The organism is Rhodococcus sp. PvR044 (assembly GCF_040548995.1).
GTDB classification, from domain to species: domain Bacteria; phylum Actinomycetota; class Actinomycetes; order Mycobacteriales; family Mycobacteriaceae; genus Rhodococcus_G; species Rhodococcus_G oryzae.
In genome coordinates this window covers 849474-869526 of the sequence record NZ_JBEPSX010000001.1, presented here as the reverse complement: position 1 = coordinate 869526, position 20053 = coordinate 849474, and the positions used below count along the sequence as shown (strand labels likewise).

The following is a 20053-nucleotide window of genomic DNA, read 5'->3' as shown; positions in this document are numbered from 1 at the left end:
CCGGCATCGCGGTCTTCTTACCGATCAAGGCGGCAACCACTGGGGCATCCGTAGCCCCTGGAGCGGATGGTCGGCAGTTCCAACGGCGCCGGCAACGAAGCGCCCACTCACAGCCCGCACCGACGGTCACTCACGACCACGACGCCCTACCGGGCCGGGCCGCCTGGCGCCGGCAAGTCCAGCGCGCACGAGCACCTGTTCAGCGGCGGCGACCGTACCCATTGGCGCGAACTCGATTCCGACGTGTTCAAGGGCTATCTCCTCGAGGCAGCCATCGACAATGGCTCGCTTCAAGAAATGCTGCCCGAGAACCTCCGAGTGTCAGACCACCAGGGCTACTTCTACCCGAATGAGCTGTCCGCGCTCGTCCATCACGAATCGACCGACCTGGTCGCGACCGCCGCGAAGGACGTGATCGGCCGCGGCGACAACCTCGCTGTTCGCGACGGTGCGGCGCGCTGACGAGCCGGGGTGATCCCCGCAGTCGGCTTCGTGTTCGTCGCCGACGCAGCCTCGATCGTCAGTCGAGGCCTTCGATGATGCGGAAGTCGCGCTCGACGCCGTCAGCAAGTGCGGCCAGCGCCTCCTGGTAGGCCGCACTCGCATGTGCGGCGACCGCCTGTTCGAAGCAGTCGAACTCGATCAGGACGGTCCGCTCGCCGATTCCGGCGTCGTGTGCGACGACCCGACCGTCGCGGGCGAGCACCCGCCCGCCCCCGGCCTTGACGGCCGGAGGGGCCAGCTTGTTGTAGGCAGCCAGCTTCTCGGGGTCTGCAATGGTGCGGTAGGCGCTGACCCAGTAGCCCTTGGGCATGGAACCTCCAGTGTTGGGATGAGTGCATCTGACTTACGGGTTGGTCTCGGACGAGCGTCGGCGGGCGAGAGCGACGCTTGTCAGCGTCGTGATCGCCATGGCGCCGATGCCGACCAGCGCCGCGGTGGTGTAGGCGCTGTCGTCGGGAAAGAGGTGGCCGGGGCCGGTGCCCGCGGCGAGGATCAGGCCGCCGATGGCGCTGCCCAGGGAGTACCCGACGCTGCGGACGACGTAGTTGAAGCTCATTGCGCTCGACGTCTCGCTCTTGGGGGTGACGGCCAGGATGACACCGGGCATGGCGGCCGAGAAGCTGCCGACGCCGAAGCCCAGCACGCCCATGGCCGCGAGCAGTTCGGCCAGGTTGGACCGGGCGGTGGCGAACAGGACGAACCCGCCGCCGACGATGGCGGCGCTGCCGGCCAGGAGCAGGGGGCCGTCGATCCGTTCGCGGACCCGCGGCGTGAGCTTGCCGGCGACGAATCCCAGCACGGAGAACGGGATGAGGACCAGCCCCGCCACGAAGGTGGTCAGTCCGAAGCCGTAGCCGGCGCTGTGCGGCGTCTGCGCGTAGCGGGTGATGAGCGTGAGCAGGAGGTACATGCCGCTCCCGCCGACGAACATGGCGATGTTCGCCCCGGCGACCGCCGGGTGCCGTACCGCCCGGACGTCGACCAGGGGCGTCTTGGTTCGCAGTTCGGAAACGGTCCAGACGCAGAGCAGGAGTAGGGCGGCGACGGCAAGGGTCACCGCCACGGCGAGGTGTCGGCTCCACAGGCTCCCCTCGCCGGCCAGGAACAGGACGAGGAGCAGTCCACCCGCCAGGACGAGCGCACCGGCCACGTTCACGTGAGCGGAGCGGCCTTCGGGAGCTGCGGGCATGGAGCGCCACGCGGTCACGAAGGCGATGGCGGTGACGAGCAGGCCGAGGCCATAGGCGGCTCGCAGTCCGCCGAACTCGGCGAGCAGCGCGGCCAACGGGTAGCCGACGCCGGCTCCGATGATGGAGACCACTGAGATCAGGGCGATCGTGGCCGCGCTGCGCTCCTCGGGAAGATGGTCGCGGGCCACGCCCATCATCAGCGCAGTGAGACCGAGTCCGACGCCTTGGGCCGCTCTGCCCACGAGCAGCCAGGCGAACGGCAGCGGCAGCACGGTGAGCGCGCTGCCGACGACGACGATCGCCAGCGTGGCGAGAATCGTGCCCCGCCGGTGCGGACCGGCTCCGAGCCGGCCGAGGACGGGTGTGGCGACGGCGCCGCTGAGCAGGGCGATGGTCAGCGTCCACTGCGCGCTGTCGAGGGAGACCTGGAACGTGGTCGCCACGCTGGTGATGAGCGGCGTCCCGAGGCTGGCGACCGCCGCAACGACCAGGACGATGAACATCAGGGCGGGGACCAGCAGACGTGCCTCGGAACGTATCCGGGCAGTGCTCATGGGCTGGTCATGAGCCTGGGCCGCGGTCACCGGTCCGACTCCTCTCGGGCGTGGCCTTCGAGCTCCGCCAGATGCAGCAGCGCCGGAAGGGCTGCTGCCAAGGCCTCGATCTCGTCACCGGTGAGTTCGTCGATCAACCGCGCGTACGCGTCGACGCCCGCCTGGCGTCGCGTCCGGACGTACGACGCGCCGGCCTCGGTCAGGCACACCAGCGTGACCCGCTTATCGGACGGATCGCCCTTCCGCTCGACCAGCCCGGATGCCTCCATCACCCGGACCAGGACGGTCATCGCGGGCTGGGTGACGGCCTCGGCCACCGCCAGATCGGTGATCCGTCGCGGGCCGGTCTTGTCCAGGGTGGCCAAGGTGGCGGCGGACGTCAGGCTCATGTCGCGGGGAAGGCGTCTCACGGCCCTGGTGGCCAGACCGTAGAGGGCTGACCCGATGGCATCGGAAGCGCCGTGCGCGGCGTCTCGGCGACTCATGCCTGAAGCATAGCAACTTTATATAAATCCTTTATGCATCTCCCGATCGGGGTTCGGCGAAATCGACACTTTCTTCGTCGTACCGGACACTCCCCCGGCCGAGTGCTGTATTTGAAAACCTGGCTATTTGGGTATCCGGTAGGCATGTTCACTGGATACGCGCGGTGCGCCGCCCAGGGCGATGACGAACGCGAGCAGCGTGCGGCACTCGTCGAGCTCGGGGTGCCAGCGGACCGGATCTTCGTCGATCACGGGTTGACCGGCACCGACCGTGAACGCGAGGGATTGCCTGCCGCGCTCGCCGGGTTGTCGACCGGCGACACCCTGGTCGTCACGAAGCTGGAGCGTCTCGCGTGGTCAGTAGCCGACCTGAGTCACACGGTCACCAAACTCGAGGACCGGGGCGTGAAGCTGTCGTTCGACGGCGAGACGTACGACGCCGCGGATCCGATCGGGCGGAAGGTGTTCGCCATTCTCGGCACGACGTTCGCCGAGTTCGATTCCGGGCTGATCCGCCTGCGGACCTCGGGCGGGGTGGCCAAGGCCAAAGCTGAGGGGAAGTACCGGGGCCGCGTGCTCAAGCTCTCTCCCGAGCAGCAGAGCGAGCTGTTCGACCGGCACCAGTCCGGCAAGTACAAGATCGCCGAGCTGCAGAGCATGTACGACCTCAGCATGAAGGCGGTCTACAACTACGTGGACAGGGAAAGGCCGCCCGCGCAGCGAAGTAGATGCTGCGGTAGCTAGCGGCGACGACGCTGGCCGCGTATTGCCCCACTGAAGCGGTCGAGCTTCCCAGGGTCAGGACGGTGCGCAGGGCGTTGTGAACGGCGGTGGGGACCTTATCCCGTCCCGCCTGGGTGTAGCTGGCTGCGATGATCGTCGGGTCGTGCGGCTGACTGGCTGCGAGTGCGTCGCCGATCGCGGTGAAGATCGGGCGGTGGAAGGGGTTCTCGAAGTTGTCTTCCCGCATGTGGGTGAACAGGAATCGCAGGGTCGTTTCGTCGCGGGACCACAGGGCCGCGCACAGCAGATGTGCTTCTGGGTCCAGATCCATTTCGACATAGTCGATTTCCGGATCCGCGTCTGGCTCGTGTGTGTGGTGTTCCGTCATGTCTCCCCCCTCCCCCCCCTCGGGGCGGGCCAGGCGTCTCGCACCCGGCCCGCCAGTCTCGATCAAGCGTTGCTGCTGGCCTTCTCGACCTTGGCCGACCAGGACCGGTAGCCGGTGTCGGCGGTGCTCGACCACCATGGCCCGGCGCGCCCGTAGGCGCCGTCCTCGAGCACCTTCTCAGCCTTCTCGATGTTCCAGATGGACGGATCCACCTGCGGGGCAATCAGCTCGGGCGCACCGCCGCCAGGACCAGGTCGAGCAGGGAGTCCACATACGCCTCGGTCAGGCCTCCCAGCCCGAGCGCCCAACGGGTTTGGACAGGCCCGACCAGCAGGTCGACCGCGACCTCCAGGTCGGCGTCCGCCCGGATCGCGCCGGACAGGGCCGCGACCCGGAGCCGCTCGCGAATCGCCTCGCGCTGCGGCGCGAGCAGCCGATCGCGGTAGATCTCGGCGAGGTCCGGATCCGACTGGATCTCGATCATGACCGCGCGGAGGAAGGCATCGAAGCGCGGTTCGGTCATCTCCGCCACGGTGGCGCGCAGGAACAGCGCGAGATCCGCACGCAGGTCACCGGTTTCGGGCAGGGCGACCCCGTCCGGGCCGCCGGACAGCTCAAGCAGCGCGTCGAACAGCACCGCCCCTTTGGTCGGCCACCAGCGGTAGATCGTCTGCTTGCCCACGCCCGCGCGCGCCGCGATCGCCTCGATCGTCAGCCGGCCGTAGGGCACCTCGAAGACCAGCTCCGCGGTGGCGGTGAGGATCGCCGACCGGGCGCGCTCGCTGCGCCGCGCAGGCGCGGCCTTGGGTTCGGGTGTCATTCGCCCACCGTATCAGCGAGACGAGACGTTGCGTCTTGACACACCCTCATTGCGATGCCACTGTGGTTCACGAGACGCACCGTCTCGCGAACTCACCCGAGGAGGCCACGATTCCCACCACCGAACCCCGCACCTGGTTCATCACCGGCGCCGGACGCGGACTCGGACACGCCTTCGCCACCGCCGCGCTCGACGCAGGCGATCGGGTGGTCGCCACCGCCCGCGACGCGACGACCCTCCTGAACCTGGAGGCCGCCCACCCGGGGCGCGTGGCCGCGCTACGACTGGACGTGACCGATCGCGACGCCGCCGCCGAGGCCGTTGCGCGGGCCGTCGACCGGTTCGGCCGGATCGACGTCGTCGTCAACAACGCCGGGTACGGACTGATGGGCGCCGTCGAGGAGATCACCGAGGACCAGGCCAGGTCCCAGATGGAGACGAATTTCTTTGGCGCCCTGTGGGTCACCCAGGCCGTCATACCGCAGCTGCGAGCGCAGGGATCGGGACACATCATCCAGATCTCCAGCGTCGGCGCGGTCGGCGCGATGCCCACCTTCGGCCTCTACAACGCGAGCAAATGGGCCCTCGAGGGCTTCAGCGCCTCGGCAGCCGAGGAGCTCCGCCCGTTCGGGATCTCGGTGACGATGGCGCAACTCGGCGGTTTCGACACTGATTGGGCGGGCTCGAGCATGAGGTTCGCGACCGCGAACCCCGCCTACGACGAGACCCGTCTCGCCATCCTCGGGACCGCGGCATATCCGGACCCGAGCGCCCCGCCGCAGGCGGAGCCCGAGGACTCCGATCCCGAGTGGGTCGACGCCCCACCCGCGGAGGCGGCGGCCGCGCTCCTCGCATTGGTGGACAACCCGCACCCGCCGGTACGCCAGATCATCGGCACCGGCGCCCATCAGATGGTGAACATGGCCCTCGCCGCCCGCCGAGCGGATTACGAGGCGGACGCCGAGTTCGTCTGGCCGTAGCGCTCACACCCTTGCCTCCTCGCCCCCGGCGGGGGGAGCCTTGATGAATGCACACCGTGCTGATCCTCGGCGCCGGGTTCGGAGGACTCGAGCTGGCCGCGAGTCTGTCCGAATCGGTCGCCGACGAGGCCCGCGTCGTGCTCGTCGACAAGAGCGACTCGTTCATGTTCGGGTTCGCGAAGATGGACCTCCTCTTCAAGGGCGCGACCGAAGAATCGGTCCGGATTCCGTACCGCGACCTCACCCGGCCGGGCGTCGAGTTCCGGCAGGAGACGGTGACCTCGATCGATCCGAGAAACCGCCGGGTGATCACCGACCGGTCCGAGTACGAGCCGGACACCCTGGTGGTCGCGCTCGGCGCCGACTACGAGCCCGGCGCGACCCCGGGATTCCTGGCGGACGGGCACGAGTTCTACTCGGTCGACGGCGTCGGCCGGCTGCGCGCCCGGCTCGACGAGTTCACCGGCGGCAGGGTGGTGCTCGGCATCCTGAGCGTCCCGTTCAAGTGCCCGCCCGCACCCTATGAGGGCACCCTGCTCCTGCACGACGAACTGGTCCGGCGCGGACTGCGCGACCGGACGAGCATCCACGTGCTCAGCCCGATGGACTCGCCGATCCCGGTGTCGGCGGGAACCTCCACAGCCCTCGTCGAGGCGCTCGTGGAACGCGGCATCGAGTACTCGCCGGGACGCCTGGTCCACGCGCTCGACCCGTCGGCGCACCGCGCCCGCACGCGTGCAGGAGACCTCGATTACGACCTGTTCATCGGGATCCCGGCACACCGCGTGCCTGCCGTCGTCGCCGCCTCCGGCCTGACGGAGGGCGGAACGGACGGCTGGATCGCCGTCGACCAGTGCACGCTCGCCACGCCCTTCCCTGGCGTCTATGCCATCGGGGACTGCGCAGACGCCCCCGTCCCCCTGGCCGGGGCGTTCGCCGAGGACGCCGCCCGCACGGTCGCCCCGGTCATCGCCGCCAGGGCGCGATCAGAGCCTCAACCCGAGGTGAAGTACAGCGGCAGGGGCGCCTGCCACATCGAGTTCGGCGGCGGCCTTGTCGGCAAGGTGGACGCGGACTTCCTGTCCGGTCCGGCGCCCGTCGCTCCGTTCGTCGCGCCGTCGGCCGAGTTGGCCCGAGAGAAGGCGGAATTCGCCGCGGCCCGGCGTCGCCGGTGGTTCTCCGGCTGACCCGGCAGGAAAACGCCGAACGGGCGGTTATCGGGACATCGGTCTAGTGACCGAACCGATAACCGCCCGCTCGTGAGCGCGCGACGAATGTCAGCGCACGATGGGTCCGCGCGCGGCCTCGTAGGCCGCGCCCACCCGGTACAGCCGCTCGTCGGCCATCGCCGGGGCCATGATCTGCAGGCCGACGGGCAGCCCGTCGTCCGAGGACAGACCCGAGGGCACCGACATCGCGCAGTGCCCGGCCAGGTTGGTCGGCAGGGTGCACAGGTCGGAGAGGTACATCGCGAGCGGATCGTTGACCTTCTCCCCCAGCTTCCATGGGGTGAAGGGGCTGGTGGGCGAGACCAGCACGTCGACCGACTCGTAGGCCTTGTCGAAGTCGCGCGCGATGAGCGTGCGGACCTTCAGCGCCGAGCCGTAGTAGGCGTCGTAGTAGCCGGAGGACAGCGCATAGGTGCCGATCATGATGCGGCGCTTGACCTCCTTGCCGAATCCGGCGGCCCGGGTCGCGGCCATCACCTGGTCGGCGCTCATGTTGCCGTCGTCGACCCGCATGCCGTACCGCATCGCGTCGAAGCGCGCCAGGTTCGAGGAGACCTCGCTCGGCAGGATCAGGTAGTAGGCCGCGAGCGCGTGCAGGAAGTTCGGGCAGGAGACCTCGACGACCTCGGCACCGAGCTCGGTGAGCTGCGCGACGGCCGCGTCGAAGGAGGCGATGACGCCGGGCTGGTAGCTCTCCGAGTGCAATTCCTTGACGACGCCGACGCGCACGCCCTTGAGGTCGCCGCTCGCACCCTGACGGGCGGCCTCGACCACGGGACGGACCGGCGCGTTCACCGAGGTGGAATCGCGCGGGTCGTGGCCTGCGATCACCTCGTGCAGGAGCGCGGTGTCGAGGACGCTGCGGCCACACGGGCCGCCCTGGTCCAGCGAGGACGCGCACGCGACCAGACCGAACCGGGACACCGTGCCGTAGGTGGGCTTGGTGCCGACGGTGGCGGTCACGGCCGCGGGCTGACGGATCGATCCGCCGGTGTCCGTGCCGATGGCCAGCGGCGCCTGGTTGGAGGCGAGCGCGGCGGCCGAACCGCCGCCGGAGCCGCCCGGGATCCTGGTGGTGTCCCACGGGTTGCGGGTGGGTCCGTAGGCCGAGTTCTCCGTGGACGATCCCATCGCGAACTCGTCCATGTTGGTCTTGCCCAGCACCGGGATGCCGGCCTCGCGTAGCTTGGTGGTCAGCGTCGCGTCGTACGGCGACACCCAGCCCTCGAGGATCTTCGATCCGCAGGTGGTGGGCATGTCGGTGGTGGTGAACACGTCCTTGAGCGCGAGCGGGACACCGGCAAGCGCGGAGGCGGGCGCCTGGCCGGAGCCGATGGCGTCGTCCACGGACTTGGCGGCGCTCAGCGCCTGCTCCCCCGCAACGTGCAGGAAGGCATTGATCTCGCCGTCGACCGCGGCGATGCGGTCCAGGTGCGCCTGGGTGACCTCGACGGAGGACACCTCGCGGGCATGGATCTTCGAGGCGAGGACGGAGGCGTCCAACGCGGTCAGGTCGGTGGTCACTGCTCTTCCCCCAGGATCTGCGGCACGGCGAAACGGTCCTGCTCGACGGCGGGCGCGCCGGAGAGCGCCTGCTCGGGGGTGAGTCCTGGAACGATGACATCCGGGCGCGTCACGTTGGTGATCGCATTGGGGTTCGCGGAGGGCGGCACATCGTCCGTGGCGACCTCGGCCACCGTCTTGACATGGCTGAGGATCGAATCGAGCTGACCGGCGAACTCGTCGAGTTCGGCGTCGGACAGCGCGAGCCGGGACAGCCGGGCGAGGTGGGCGACCTCGTCACGGGAGATGGCAGGCACCGCGTGGGCCCCTTTCAGGTCGGAGACAGCGATCGGCCCCTAGCCTAGAGCGTCACCGCCCGGCCGCCACAGCCAGAGCCGGGGCCGGACGCGCCCCGGCGCGCGATGCGACTTCATTTCCGCGGCGGAACGATCACATGTCGCCCGTGTCACCGAACCGCGGCGAGCTGGGAGTCCGACGGGCAGCGGCGAATTCGCGGACACGTCCGGGCGGCACGCGGACCGCCAACGGTGCAAGGATGGGGTCACGGGCGAACCCACCGTTCCCCGACCACCCGCAATAGAAGGAACGCCCCGTGTCGTATCTCCTGCGTGTCCAGCTCCCCGATCGTCCAGGAAGCCTGGGCTCGCTGGCCGTCGCGCTCGGCTCGGTCGGAGCCGACATCCTCTCCCTCGACGTGGTCGAGCGGGGCGCCGGGTACGCGGTCGACGACCTCGTCGTCGACGTGGCGCACGGCTCGTTGCCGGACACCCTGCTGACCGCCGCGGAACAGCTCGCCGGCGTGCGCGTCGACTCGATCCGGCCCTACACCGGAATCCTCGACACCCACCGGGAACTGGAGCTGATCGATCAGGTCGCCACGGCCACCGACGACCGGCTCCAGGTCCTCGTCGACGGCGCCCCCCGAGTGCTGAGGGTCGGCTGGGCGACGGTGATCGGTATCGGCTCGCGCGGGACGTACCGGGTGGTCGGCAGCTCGGGAGCCCCCGAAACCCATGCCGGGGAAGCGCCGTGGATGCCGCTGACCAAGCCGACGGTCCTCGACGGCGAGGACGACTGGGTGCCGACGGTGTGGAAAGACATGAACACCACGCTCGCGGCGGCCCCCCTCGGGCATTCCGATCAGGCGCTGCTGCTCGGCCGCCCGGGCGGACCGGAGTTCCGGCCGTCCGAGATCGCGCGGCTCGGCTACCTGGCCGGCATCGTGGCGACCGTGCTCAGCTAGTCCCGCCCTGCCGGCTCACACGAACTCGCGCACCAGCACGGTGAGCGCGACGCCCGGCATCGGCTCCCAGTCGCGCTGGGGCGCGGGGACGAAGTCGTTGCGATCGTAGATGCGGCGAGCGTCGACCATGTCGGCCTCCGTCGAGATCACCACGCGCGCGAGCCCTCGGTCGTAGGCCTCGTCCAGGACGTGCTTCACCAGAGCCGAGCCCACGCCCTTGCCGCGGGCGGTCGGCGCGACCGCGAGCATCCGGAACTCCAGTTCGCCCGGCTCCGCGACATCGGCGAAGGGAGTGCCGGGCTCCGCGATCGTCAGCGAACCGACGATCTCGTCGCCTGCGACGGCCACCACGACCTCGGCGTGCTCCGCGCGGGTCGCGGTATCGCGCAGGCGGTTCACGTACGTGCTCGTGTCCGACACGAATCCACCGTCGACGTAGACGTCGACGGTCAGCTCGCCGATGGTGTCGTAGTCGGCTGGCGTTGCGGGGCGAATCTCGATCATGGCGTCACTATCGCAGGACTTTCGTGAGATCCGGTCACGCGTGCGGGCCGATTGTGAACAACCTCACCCCCCGACCAGGGCCGACGTGAGGGGCGCGAGCAGGCCTTATGCCCGCAGCAGCAACGCGCTGTCCCCGAACTCGTGCCACAGGTATCCCTCCGCGAGCGCGGCCTCGTAGGCCCTGCGCACCGCCGCTGGGCCCACCACCGACTCAAGCAGCATCAGGTGCGACGCGCCGGGGGCATGCCAGCCGGTGATCAGGCCGTCCACCACCCTGGCCGGCCGCCGCCCGCTCAGCACCAGGTCCGTCCAGCCCGCCCCGGCCACCGCCGTCCCGCCCTCGGTGGCCCCGGTTTCGAGCGCACGGGTCACCGTGGTGCCGACCGCGATGACCCGGCCGCCCGCGGCGCGCCGGTCGTTGATCAGCCGAGCGGTCCACTCGGGGAGCTCGTACCGCTCGGGAATCGGCGGCTCGCCTGGCTCGGCCGAGGAGACCGAGGTGTGTAGCAGGATCGGCGCGACCGCCACCCCGGACACGGCCAGGTCGGTCATCATCGGGTGCGTGAACGGCCTTGCCGCGCTGGCCATCTCCGCACTTCCCCGATCCTTCCCGAAGATGGTCTGGTAGTACGGCAGTGGCCACCGCTCCCGCACGTACGCATAGGTGATCGGCCGGCCGGCAACCGCGAGCAGATCCCGCGCGACGTCCGCGACGCCGTCGATCTCCGCGCGCCACAGCCGGATCGACGTCCGCGGCCAGGGTTCCCGCAGCGTCGCCTGCGCGCCGAGTGGAAGGCGAATGCGCATGCCGGCGGAGGCGGCACCGAGCGGCCCGGTGACCGGACCCGGCGCGCGCACCTCCACCACCCAGGCGCCGTCGTCGAGTGGCGTGGAGAAGTGCACGACCACCCGGCCCACACCGTCGACGGTGCCGTCGACCGCGGCGGCGAGGGTGGCCGACGTGTTCACAATCACAACGTCGCCGCCGCGCAGATACCGCGGCAGCTCGTGGAAACGGGCGTGTTCCACCCGGTCCCCCTCGGCCACCAACAGGCGCACGGTGTCCCGCAGCTGCCCGCGACTCTCCGGTGGGCCGCTCGCCTCCAGCCGGTTCGGCAGCACGAAGTCTGGCCCGGCCGCGGCCTCGACCCTCACCTCGGTCACGACGATGCCGCCGTGGTCAGCAGGTCCGCCGCGCGATAGCGGCCGCTCGCCGGTCGGGTATCGAGCAGCCACATCAGCGCGGGCACCACCGCTTCGGGTTCGGGCCGGTCGGAGATGTCCTCGCCCGGGAACGCCGCCTGGTGCATCGCGGTGCGCATGTCGCCCGGGTCGAACGCGTACACCGAGAGCCGCGGATGCTCCGCCGCGAGCACCGCCGTCGCGTGATCGAGGGCGGCCTTCGCCGCACCGTATCCGCCCCACCCCTCGTAGGCCTCGACCGCCGCGTCCGACGACACGTTCACGATCGCACCGCCAGCGCGGCTCACCGGTTCGAGCAGCGCGGAGATCAACGCCAACGGCGCGAGCACGTTCGTCGCGAACACTTTCGTCAGCTCGGCCTCGGGGTACCGTGCGAGCGCAGGCATCGGGCTCGGCCCGAGCGCGCTGGCATTGTTGAGCAGCAGGTCCAGCCGCCCGCGGGCGGCGATCTCCCCGCGGAGCCGTTCTCTGTGACGGGCATCGGTGACATCGCCCTGACACGTGGTGATCCCGTTCGCCTGCGCCGCGACCCGTTCGAGTGGCGCCGTGTGGCGGCCGGTGATGATCACCTGCCAGCCCCGCTCGGCCAGCGCGAGCGCCACCGCCCTGCCGAGGCCGGCCGATCCGCCGGTGATCAACGCCGTACTGGTGTCGTTCATCAGAGCTCCTTGCGTCCGGTGACTTCTGAGACCATCCTGAAAGCTCAAGTTCACTTGATGTCAAGGACCGCAGGTGAGGAGCTCCCCATGCGCACCACGGATCTGCTGACCGTCGGCGAGGTCGCGCGGCGCAGCGGCCTTGCCCCGTCCGCACTGAGGTACTACGAGGACCAGGGCCTGATCGCGTCGAGCAGGACGTCCGGCAACCAGCGGCGCTACCAGCGCAGCGTGCTGCGCAGGATCGCCTTCGTCCGCGCCGCAAGGAGCATCGGGCTCAGCCTGGAGGAGGTGGCCGAGGCGCTCGCGCAACTGCCGGACGGGCGCGCGCCGACCCGGGCCGACTGGACGAGACTCTCGCAGAGTTGGCGCGGCAGGCTCAACGAGCAGATCGATGCCCTCGTCGCGCTGCGCGACGGGCTCGACTCGTGCATCGGCTGCGGGTGCCTGTCCCTCAAGACGTGCGCGCTGTCGAACCCGGGCGATGCCGCCGCGAGCTACGGACCGGGCGCGGCCTACCTACCCAAGGCGCTGCACCCCGACGACGCGGACCGCTCCGCCTGATCGCCCCGCCGCTCAGACCCCGCGCGCCGACTCGAGGTCGAAGCGCAGCAGGGCATCCCTGATCGTCTGGGTCGCGGCATGCACTGCGAGACCGTACGTTTCGAACTTCTCGGCCGTTATCCGGCTCGTCGGACCGGACACCGACACCGATGCCAGCGGTTGTTCCTTGGCGTCGAGGATCGCCGCACCGATCGCGGTGATCCCGGTGCTCAGACCCTGATCGTTGATCGAGTAGCCGCGGCCCCGGATCTGCTCGATGGTCTCCCAGAGCACGTCGGCGTCGGTGATGGTGCTCGGCGTCCGCGGGGCGAGCCCGTCGGCCACATAGGACCGGACCGCATCGTCCGGCTGCGCCGCGAGAAAGGCCTGCCCGGTCGCGGAGGCGTGCATCGGGATCCGTTGCCCCAGTGGCATGAACGCGCGCAGGGCGTGCGCGGTGTCGAGCCGTTCGATGAGGACCATCTCGCGCCCGTCCGGGGCGCAGAGGTGGATGGTCTCCGTGGTCGCCAGCTGCAGCTCGTTCAGGGTGGGCAGCGCCGTTTCCCGGATCTGCTGATGGTCGCGCGCCTTGCTGCCCACCGAGAAGGCCCGGTACGTCAGGCTCCACCGCGTCGGCGCGGCGGAACTCGGCCGGAGCCAACCGAGTTCGTGCAGCGTCAGCAGGCACCTCTGCACGGTGCTCTTGGGCAGGTCCACCATCCTGCTGAGCTCCGACAGCCCGACCTGCTGCTCTTCGGCCACCGTCTCCAGCACCCGGAAGGCCGAAACGACGCTGTTGGTGGGCATGTGACCTCCGAGTTGATTGACGCTACGGCCCGATGTGAGCTAGCTTACACGGCATTGGTTCGCTAGGTAGACCAGTGTGCCACACAGTGGACCGAAAGGGAACACCCGCCCCCACACTCCTGGGAAAGGCAACCGCATGGCCCTACAGCTCACGGCGCTCGTCATCTTTGTCGGCGTCTTCTTGGTATCCACCCTCCGCAAGGTCCACATCGGGGTGCTCATGTTCGCCGCCGCGTGTGGCGTCGGGCTCTGGTTGGCCGACATGCCCATCGACGACATCATCGAGGGGTTCCCGCTGAGCATCCTGGTGCTGCTCGTGGGCGTGACCTACTTCTTCGCTATCGCCCAGGCCAACGGCACCATCGACCGCATCATCGAGGTCGCGCTCGCCAAGGTCGGCGACAACGCCGCCGTGCTCCCCTTCGTCTTCTTTGCACTGACGGCAGGGATCTCCGCGATGGGCTCACCGCTGGGCGGCCTGGTGATGGCCCCGATCGGCATGCCGATCGCCAGGAAGTACGGCATGGACCCGATGCTCATGGGCCTGGCGATCGGGACCGGCCTGAGCGCGGGCGCCTTCGCCCCGACCAGCCTCTTCGGGATCGTCAGCTACGGCACGGCACACGAGGCCGGGATCGAACTGAGCCCGCTCACCCTGTTCGCGGTTGCCCTCGTGGTCAACCTGGTGTTGCTGGTGGCCGCGTTCGTCATGTTCGGCGGGTCCAGATTGCGGCAACGTCACCTCGCACTTGCCACCGAGATCGGTTCGAGAACACCGTCTTTCGTCACCAGCATCGCCACCGGCGCGGGAACGGCCCAGTACGAGGGCGACGTCACGCACCGCATCGCCGGCAGCCGGTTCGATGACGGACCGGGGCACCAGCACGGAACGCTCACAGAACGGGAGCCGTTCACGGGGATCCAGATCGCCACGGTGGTCTGCATGGCCGGGCTTGTCCTCGCCGTCATCGGGATCTCCCTCGCCGGCCAGGACCCGGACATCGGGGTGCTGGGTTTCGCCTTCGGTGCGGTGCTGACGCTGATCGACCCGAAATCCGGCAACAGCGCCGTCGCGAAGATCGACTGGTCGACGGTCCTGCTGGTGGGCGGCATCATCACCTATGTCGGTGTCCTGCAGCACATGGGGGCCGTCGACCTGCTCGGGGAAACGGCGGGCACGGTGGGCGTTCCGATCGTCGCGGCACTGATCATCTGCCTCCTCGGTGGCCTCATCTCGGCCTTCGCGTCGACCACGGGCATGCTGGCCGCGCTCGTACCGCTGGCGTTGCCGCTGGTCGCCGCCGGCGACATCCCGGGCTGGGCCCTGATCTGCGCGCTCGCCGTCTGCTCCTCCATCGTCGACGTCTCGCCGTTCTCGACCGTCGGAGCGACCCTCGTCGCCTCGGTCGCCGAGGACCAGCGCGCCCGGATGACCGGCCTGCTGACCCGATGGGGGATGTCGATGGTCGTCATCGGCCCGGTTGCGCTCGTCGGCACCCTGGTCCTGCCTGCGATGGTGCTGTGAGCGAGGTGACCGTCGTGGTGGACGCCGGCGTCGCCACCATCACGATGGACAACGCATCCAGGATGAACGCCCTGACGCGCCCGCTGCTCGAGGCCCTCGGCCGCCGGATCGACGAGATCGGGAGACACGACGGAGTCGCCGCGGTCGTCCTCACGGGCACCGGTGACAATTTCTCTGCCGGGCTGGATGTTTCGGAGATCACCACCGAGACATCTCCGCAGGTGCTCGACGAGTTCGTCCAGGTCGAGGAGGCACTGGCGCGATGTCCCAAGCCGACCGTCGCCGCCATTCGAGGACACTGCATCGGCGGCGGCGCTCAGCTGGCGATCGCGTGTGACCTGCGGATCGCGGCGGAGGGAGCGCGATTCGCGATCACCCCGGCGAAACTCGGACTGATCTATCCCGCCCCGTCCGTCGAACGCCTCGTGCGGACCGTCGGACCGGCCGCGACGAAGCGGCTCCTGCTCACCTCCGACACCATCGACACGGCCACCGCGCTGCGCTTCGGCCTCGTTACCGACGTCGTGGCGGCCACGGACTTCGATGCCGAGATCCGGCGCGTCGCGTCGACGATCGCGTCAAGGGCGCCCGCCACCGTGGCGGCCGCGAAGCAGATGGTCGACGACACCGCCACCCGCGGAGGGGTTTCCGACGAGTTGTCCTGCCGGTGGACTACCCACCCGAATCCGGACCTCGCCATCGGTCTCGCCGCCTTCGCCGATCGACGAACACCCGTCTTCGCGGGCCCGGACGCAGCGCCGTCGGCACCCGACTCGCGTCGGGTCTGAAGAACCAACCCACCGAAAGGACTCACCAGTGCTTCTCTCGTCTTTGGATCCGTCTGGCCACCAGGCGGTGGACCTCGCCGATGCGATCACGCTCGGGGACACGAGCATGTCGCGGTCCGAACTGTTCTCCGCCGCAAGCGGCCTGGCGGCGGCGCTCCCCGACGCCGGTCCGGTGGCCGTCTGCGCGGAACCCACCCTCGAGACGATCATCGCCGTGACGGGCTGCCTGCTGGCCGGCGTGCCCGTGGTGCCCGTCCCGCCCGACTCGGGTCCGGCGGAACTCCGGCACATCATCGCGGATTCCGTTGCCACGCAATGGATCGGCCCCACGCAGATCGACAGCGGACTCCCGACCATCCCGGTGGACCGCAGGATTCGTGCAAGCAGACCGCTCGGGCGGCCGTCGATGGACGAGCTGGCCATGATCCTCTACACCTCCGGGACCACCGGCGCGCCCAAGGGCGTCCTGTTGACCCACCGCGCGCTCGCCGCCGGAATCGACGCCCTCGCCGACGCATGGCAGTGGACCGCCGACGACACCGTGGTGCACGGACTACCCCTGTTCCACATGCACGGCCTCGTGCTCGGAGTGCTCGCGTCCCTGCGGATCGGTTCCCGCGTCAACCACACGGTTCGGCCGAAACCGGCCGCCTACGCGGCCGCACCGGGGACCATGTACTTCGGTGTGCCCACGGTGTGGTCGCGGATCGCCGAGGACGAACAGTCCGCGCGGGCGCTGCGCGGGGCCCGACTCCTGGTGTCGGGAAGCGCCGCGCTCGCGGTCCCGGTTTTCGAACGGATCACCCAGCTCACCGGCCTCGCACCGATCGAGCGGTACGGGATGAGCGAGACCATGATCACCCTGAGCACCCGGCCGGACGGCGAACGCAGGCCGGGCTGGGTGGGGCAACCGGTTCGCGGTGTCGAGACCCGCCTGCGCACCGAGGACGGCCGGATCGTGGAGCACGACGGATCGAGCATCGGACGACTCGAGGTCCGGGGACCGATGCTGTTCGACGGCTACCTGAACCGGCCCGAGGCCACGGCCGCCTCGTGGACGGACGACGGCTGGTTCGTCACCGGTGACGTCGCCACCTGCGATCCGGCCGGACTCCATCGGATCGTCGGCCGCGAGTCGACGGATCTGATCAAGTCGGGCGGATATCGCATCGGCGCGGGCGAGGTCGAGGCGGCGCTGCTCGCACACCCCTCGGTCGCGGAGGTCGCGGTGGTCGGGGTCCCCGACAGCGACCTCGGTCAGCGGGTGGTCGCGTTCGTGGTCACGTCCGAGACGAGCCCCGGATCCTCGCTGGGCGATCGCCTGATCGACTACGTGGCGGGCGACCTCTCCCGGCACAAGCGGCCACGCGAGGTGCGATTCGTCGACGCCCTGCCGCGCAACGCGATGGGAAAGGTGCAGAAGGCGGCGCTCGCCCGGTAGCGGGGTCGACGGCGCCCGGCTCCCTACCCCGGCAGCCGGGCGCGCAGGGCCCGCAGGAACCAGTCGAGTGCGGCCGCCGAACTGTCCGGCGCTGCCCATCCGTTGACCACGGCGAGCAATCGGAGATAGCGCTCCCGGCGCGGGTCGTTCGCCGCCTCCAGCCGCGACAGCAGCCGCCGCCGAAGCGCGACGTCGTCGTCGGAACTGCCGCGCAGTCGGGCGTATTCCGCGGTCACGTCCGCCACCACCGGGTCGGCCGCGGACGAGGCCGGGTCGATGCCGGTGGCCAGCATCGGCTCGGCGTGGTCACGGACGACCGCGACGATCTCGCGGTGCACGCCCGCGCAGCCGTCGTGCACGCGGTCGTCTGCATGGCCGCTCGCCATCTCCCGCATGACGGCGCGAAAATCCGGATCCCAGGACAACTCGGCCAGTTCCAGCCACGCCTCGACCTGTTCGGCCTCGGGATCGTCGGGCAGTTCGGGGGTCATCGAGCGCATCATCCCCTCGAACGCGGGATCGCCGTCCAGCCCGCCGAAGGCGTGGTCGAGGAAATCGCCTATCAGGCTTCGCCGTTCGGTCTCGGACAGCTTGGCCAACTTGTGCACGAGCCTCATCTCCTCCGGGCCGGAGCCGCGCTTGGCCACCACCGACAACACCGTCCGCCGCAGGCGCAGTGTCCGGATCTGCGCCGCCAGCGCCTCCGCGTGCGCCGCCGCGACCTCGGGCAGGGAGGTCTGGCGGTCCACGACGCCCTTGATCGTGGCCAGGTCCAGTCCCAACTCGCGCAGCGTCCGCACGAGGTCCAGCCGCGCGACCGAGTCGACGTCATAGAGCCGGTAGCCGGCCGGGCTGCGGCCGGTCGCAGGCACGATCCCCCGATCCGCATAGAACCGAATGGCCTTGACCGTCAGTCCGGTTCGCCTGGCCAGATCACCGATCGAGTAGAGCGCGTCGTCGTCCATGTCCCCACTCTCGCGTCTCCCCCGGCGGGAGACTCAAGTCCCGTGCCGCGGCCATCGCTCCGACCTGCGGAAACGAGCTCAAGAACCGCTGCGCCGATGCTAGCCTGGATGGACGCGGCGACCGGAAAGGCGCTTGTCGATGAATGGACACATTCGGAGATCGGCCACGGTGGCGCTGGCGCTGGCCGCCTCAGCGTTTGTTGTCGCTCCCCCGCAGGCGCACGGTTTCGCCGAGGACATCTGCTACTCCGAGGGTGGAGCCCCGCCGCACAACTGTGCGCCCCTGCCGCAGTCGTGTCCGCTCGACGATCCAGACGGTCCCCTGTGCGGACTCGAGGCGTTCGTTCGCTACGGGTACACGTTGCGTCAGCCGCTCGGCGGGCGCAGCCTCGTGCATTCCGACTCGACCTACCTCATCGCCCGCACCGTCGGCTTCTCGGAGCGGGATGCGTATTGGATCGCGGCATACGACGAGGCGACAGACCTGGGCACCTTCGCGCCACGAGACATGAACGGCCAACTCGTCGCCGACGCCGCCGCCTTGACCACCAAGGACATCGGCGGTCTCGTGCGAACGCATTTCGCCACCGGCGGCTTCCTCTTCCATTTCCTCCCGACGATGCGGGGACCGTTCGATCCCGAGCCCGACGGGATGCGACCCGACGTCGGCGATCCCGCACACGAGGTCATGCTCACGCACGTGCGGCGGTGGGCCATGGCCGGGCCGGGCGGCAGCGCCCCGTTGTGCACGGGAGGCTTCACCAATCGCTCGGCCGACGGCGACTACGCCACTGGCGCAGCCTGTTACGCGGACCCGGAGCCGGCACAGATCAACGGCGTGTACAGCGTGGAGACCCCGGTAGCGATCCCGTTCACCAACGTCACCGGAGAGCAGGTCATCTCCGACGGTGTGTCATCGTCGCAATTCGACTCCTGGATCGGCGGCGATTCGTGGGATGCGAGGATCGGCATCTACATCCACGCCCTCGGTGATCGCATCTCACACCATGCCTGCACCGATGCCGGCACGATCAGCGCGCCGTCGCCGGACCGGCAGGAGTTTCGCATCGATCTGAACAAACCCACCTGTGACCAGGGCCCGCACGCGGTCCGCCACGAGTACGAGACCGGAGTGGATTTCGCCGGGCTCGAGTCGGAGGACCAGACCACGGAAGCGGCGCTGTCGATGGTCTACGACGAGCTCGTCGAATTCGCACGAATCCGCGGAACCCTCGATGCCAACGCCACCATGCCGTCGACCAAGAGCGCACTGCTACAGGGTGGGCTGCTGCCGGCCTTGGAAGTCAGGAATCCGGTCGAGCGGATGGAAGCCGTCACCGCTGTCGGTTGCCGGTTCGGTGTGTCGGCATTTCCCGGAAGTCCCGCCTGTCGGGGGTGATTGATTGCTATCGCGCTCGGTACTGCAGGAACACCGTCCCGCCCTCGAACCGACGCTCGTCGGCGAGCCGTAGGTCCAGCCGAACGCCCGCGGGTAGCGCCGGGGTGCCGCCGCCCACCACGGCAGGGACGAGATACAGCTGCCACTCGTCGACGAGTCCCGCCCGGATCGCGCAGGCAGCAAGTCCGGGGCCGCCGATCGACAGGTCGCGCGGCGAGGACGCCTTCAACGCTCGGATCGCCGCGGGATCGAACTCCCGCTCGAGCCGGGTGCGGGAGGTCGACACCGCCTGCAGGGTCGTGGAGTACACGATCTTGTCGGCGGCCCGCCACAGCGCGGCGAAGTCATCCGCCACAGGCGGGCCCGCGTCGCCGGCAACCGACTCCCAGCCGGCCATCACCTCGTACATGCGGCGCCCATAGAGGTAGGTGCCGATCGATCGCTCGCGGTCGTTGACGAAACCGTGCACTTCCTCGTCCGGCATGGCCCAGTCGAAATTGCCGTCGCGGTCCGCGACGTATCCGTCGAGCGAACAGATCGACGAGTAGATCAACGCGCCCATGTCGTCCTCCCGCTGTGCCT

Annotated in this window: 24 protein-coding genes; 10 read left to right on the top strand and 14 right to left on the bottom strand. The window is 69.5% G+C overall.

Translation table 11 applies throughout. From position 1 onward, the window contains the following. Positions 1 to 66 precede the first annotated feature (66 nt). Positions 67 to 462 (top strand): hypothetical protein, encoded by a 396-nt coding sequence (locus ABIC28_RS03895; RefSeq protein ID WP_354577583.1) that lies wholly within the window; start codon positions 67 to 69, stop codon positions 460 to 462. A 58-nt stretch (positions 463 to 520) separates the two neighbouring features. Here ABIC28_RS03895 and ABIC28_RS03890 read toward each other — a convergent pair whose 3' ends face one another. Genes ABIC28_RS03890 through ABIC28_RS03880 form a run of 3 tightly spaced genes read right to left on the bottom strand, consistent with a single transcriptional unit; the run spans position 521 to position 2733 of the window. Beyond that, positions 521 to 814 (bottom strand): DUF1330 domain-containing protein, encoded by a 294-nt coding sequence (locus tag ABIC28_RS03890; RefSeq protein ID WP_097213583.1) that lies wholly within the window; start codon positions 812 to 814, stop codon positions 521 to 523. 33 nt (positions 815 to 847) lie between these two features. Further along, positions 848 to 2278, bottom strand: coding sequence for an MFS transporter (locus ABIC28_RS03885; RefSeq protein ID WP_354577580.1), 1431 nt, complete (start codon positions 2276 to 2278; stop codon positions 848 to 850). Further along, positions 2275 to 2733 (bottom strand): MarR family winged helix-turn-helix transcriptional regulator, encoded by a 459-nt coding sequence (locus tag ABIC28_RS03880; RefSeq protein WP_245220878.1) that lies wholly within the window; start codon positions 2731 to 2733, stop codon positions 2275 to 2277. The genes ABIC28_RS03885 and ABIC28_RS03880 overlap by 4 nt, the downstream gene beginning before the upstream one ends. 144 nt (positions 2734 to 2877) lie before the next feature. Between ABIC28_RS03880 and ABIC28_RS03875 the strand changes: the two genes are divergently transcribed. Then, positions 2878 to 3477: a recombinase family protein gene (locus ABIC28_RS03875; protein WP_097213585.1), complete on the top strand. Its 600-nt coding sequence runs from the start codon at positions 2878 to 2880 to the stop codon at positions 3475 to 3477. On the opposite strand, the gene ABIC28_RS03870 is transcribed toward ABIC28_RS03875, so the two are convergent. The 3 genes from ABIC28_RS03870 to ABIC28_RS03860 all read right to left on the bottom strand — a co-directional run bounded on the left by ABIC28_RS03870 (position 3401) and on the right by ABIC28_RS03860 (position 4664). Continuing rightward, positions 3401 to 3844 carry a DnaB-like helicase N-terminal domain-containing protein gene (locus ABIC28_RS03870; RefSeq protein ID WP_354577577.1) on the bottom strand — a complete coding sequence of 148 codons (444 nt, stop codon included), beginning with the start codon at positions 3842 to 3844 and terminating at the stop codon, positions 3401 to 3403. The two genes, ABIC28_RS03875 and ABIC28_RS03870, sit on opposite strands and share 77 nt — an antisense overlap. 62 nt (positions 3845 to 3906) lie before the next feature. Beyond that, on the bottom strand, positions 3907 to 4056 hold the full coding sequence (locus ABIC28_RS03865) for a hypothetical protein (RefSeq protein WP_179800678.1): 150 nt from the start codon (positions 4054 to 4056) through the stop codon (positions 3907 to 3909). A gap of 11 nt (positions 4057 to 4067) precedes the next feature. Then, on the bottom strand, positions 4068 to 4664 hold the full coding sequence (locus ABIC28_RS03860; protein ID WP_097213587.1) for a TetR/AcrR family transcriptional regulator: 597 nt from the start codon (positions 4662 to 4664) through the stop codon (positions 4068 to 4070). A gap of 110 nt (positions 4665 to 4774) precedes the next feature. Here ABIC28_RS03860 and ABIC28_RS03855 point away from each other — a divergent pair, with 110 nt between their 5' ends. After that, positions 4775 to 5644: an SDR family NAD(P)-dependent oxidoreductase gene (locus tag ABIC28_RS03855; RefSeq protein ID WP_097213664.1), complete on the top strand. Its 870-nt coding sequence runs from the start codon at positions 4775 to 4777 to the stop codon at positions 5642 to 5644. 47 nt (positions 5645 to 5691) lie between these two features. After that, positions 5692 to 6831 carry an NAD(P)/FAD-dependent oxidoreductase gene (locus tag ABIC28_RS03850; RefSeq protein WP_354577573.1) on the top strand — a complete coding sequence of 380 codons (1140 nt, stop codon included), beginning with the start codon at positions 5692 to 5694 and terminating at the stop codon, positions 6829 to 6831. Positions 6832 to 6921: 90 nt separating this feature from the next. Here the strand turns inward: ABIC28_RS03850 and gatA are convergent, their stop codons facing one another. Further along, the gene (gene gatA / locus ABIC28_RS03845) at positions 6922 to 8397 is read right to left on the bottom strand and encodes an Asp-tRNA(Asn)/Glu-tRNA(Gln) amidotransferase subunit GatA (RefSeq protein WP_354577571.1); all 1476 of its coding nucleotides are present in this window, start codon (positions 8395 to 8397) and stop codon (positions 6922 to 6924) included. Then, entirely contained in the window at positions 8394 to 8693 is a 300-nt protein-coding gene (gatC, locus tag ABIC28_RS03840; RefSeq protein ID WP_027499190.1) for an Asp-tRNA(Asn)/Glu-tRNA(Gln) amidotransferase subunit GatC, read from the bottom strand. Before gatC ends, gatA begins: the two co-directional genes overlap by 4 nt. A 296-nt stretch (positions 8694 to 8989) precedes the next feature. Between gatC and ABIC28_RS03835 the strand changes: the two genes are divergently transcribed. Continuing rightward, a complete protein-coding gene (locus ABIC28_RS03835) occupies positions 8990 to 9640 on the top strand; it encodes an ACT domain-containing protein (RefSeq protein ID WP_097213590.1) in 651 nt (216 codons plus the stop codon). A 15-nt stretch (positions 9641 to 9655) separates the two neighbouring features. On the opposite strand, the gene ABIC28_RS03830 is transcribed toward ABIC28_RS03835, so the two are convergent. The 3 genes from ABIC28_RS03830 to ABIC28_RS03820 form a co-directional block, all read right to left on the bottom strand. Continuing rightward, a complete protein-coding gene (locus tag ABIC28_RS03830; protein ID WP_097213591.1) occupies positions 9656 to 10144 on the bottom strand; it encodes a GNAT family N-acetyltransferase in 489 nt (162 codons plus the stop codon). 105 nt (positions 10145 to 10249) lie between these two features. Continuing rightward, on the bottom strand, positions 10250 to 11308 hold the full coding sequence (locus ABIC28_RS03825) for an S-adenosylmethionine:tRNA ribosyltransferase-isomerase (protein ID WP_097213592.1): 1059 nt from the start codon (positions 11306 to 11308) through the stop codon (positions 10250 to 10252). Beyond that, a complete protein-coding gene (locus ABIC28_RS03820) occupies positions 11305 to 12006 on the bottom strand; it encodes an SDR family NAD(P)-dependent oxidoreductase (RefSeq protein ID WP_354577567.1) in 702 nt (233 codons plus the stop codon). The genes ABIC28_RS03825 and ABIC28_RS03820 overlap by 4 nt, the downstream gene beginning before the upstream one ends. An 87-nt stretch (positions 12007 to 12093) precedes the next feature. On the opposite strand from ABIC28_RS03820, the gene soxR reads away from it, so the two are divergent. Further along, a complete protein-coding gene (gene soxR, locus ABIC28_RS03815) occupies positions 12094 to 12567 on the top strand; it encodes a redox-sensitive transcriptional activator SoxR (protein ID WP_354577565.1) in 474 nt (157 codons plus the stop codon). Positions 12568 to 12579: 12 nt separating this feature from the next. Here the strand turns inward: soxR and ABIC28_RS03810 are convergent, their stop codons facing one another. Continuing rightward, the gene (locus ABIC28_RS03810; protein ID WP_354577563.1) at positions 12580 to 13353 is read right to left on the bottom strand and encodes an IclR family transcriptional regulator; all 774 of its coding nucleotides are present in this window, start codon (positions 13351 to 13353) and stop codon (positions 12580 to 12582) included. Between the two features lie 136 nt (positions 13354 to 13489). On the opposite strand from ABIC28_RS03810, the gene ABIC28_RS03805 reads away from it, so the two are divergent. From ABIC28_RS03805 to ABIC28_RS03795, 3 genes are read left to right on the top strand one after another with little or no spacing between them, the layout of a single operon-like run. Further along, positions 13490 to 14878 (top strand): SLC13 family permease, encoded by a 1389-nt coding sequence (locus tag ABIC28_RS03805; RefSeq protein ID WP_097213596.1) that lies wholly within the window; start codon positions 13490 to 13492, stop codon positions 14876 to 14878. Continuing rightward, positions 14875 to 15666 (top strand): enoyl-CoA hydratase/isomerase family protein, encoded by a 792-nt coding sequence (locus ABIC28_RS03800; protein WP_354577560.1) that lies wholly within the window; start codon positions 14875 to 14877, stop codon positions 15664 to 15666. Before ABIC28_RS03805 ends, ABIC28_RS03800 begins: the two co-directional genes overlap by 4 nt. Before the next feature lie 28 nt (positions 15667 to 15694). Next, a complete protein-coding gene (locus ABIC28_RS03795; protein WP_097213598.1) occupies positions 15695 to 17107 on the top strand; it encodes an acyl-CoA synthetase in 1413 nt (470 codons plus the stop codon). Between the two features lie 23 nt (positions 17108 to 17130). On the opposite strand, the gene ABIC28_RS03790 is transcribed toward ABIC28_RS03795, so the two are convergent. Beyond that, on the bottom strand, positions 17131 to 18072 hold the full coding sequence (locus ABIC28_RS03790) for a MerR family transcriptional regulator (RefSeq protein ID WP_209925878.1): 942 nt from the start codon (positions 18070 to 18072) through the stop codon (positions 17131 to 17133). Positions 18073 to 18211: 139 nt separating this feature from the next. Here ABIC28_RS03790 and ABIC28_RS03785 point away from each other — a divergent pair, with 139 nt between their 5' ends. After that, entirely contained in the window at positions 18212 to 19471 is a 1260-nt protein-coding gene (locus ABIC28_RS03785) for a hypothetical protein (RefSeq protein WP_354577557.1), read from the top strand. A gap of 7 nt (positions 19472 to 19478) precedes the next feature. Here ABIC28_RS03785 and ABIC28_RS03780 read toward each other — a convergent pair whose 3' ends face one another. Continuing rightward, the gene (locus tag ABIC28_RS03780; protein WP_097213601.1) at positions 19479 to 20033 is read right to left on the bottom strand and encodes a dihydrofolate reductase family protein; all 555 of its coding nucleotides are present in this window, start codon (positions 20031 to 20033) and stop codon (positions 19479 to 19481) included. Between the last annotated feature and the right edge of the window lie 20 nt (positions 20034 to 20053).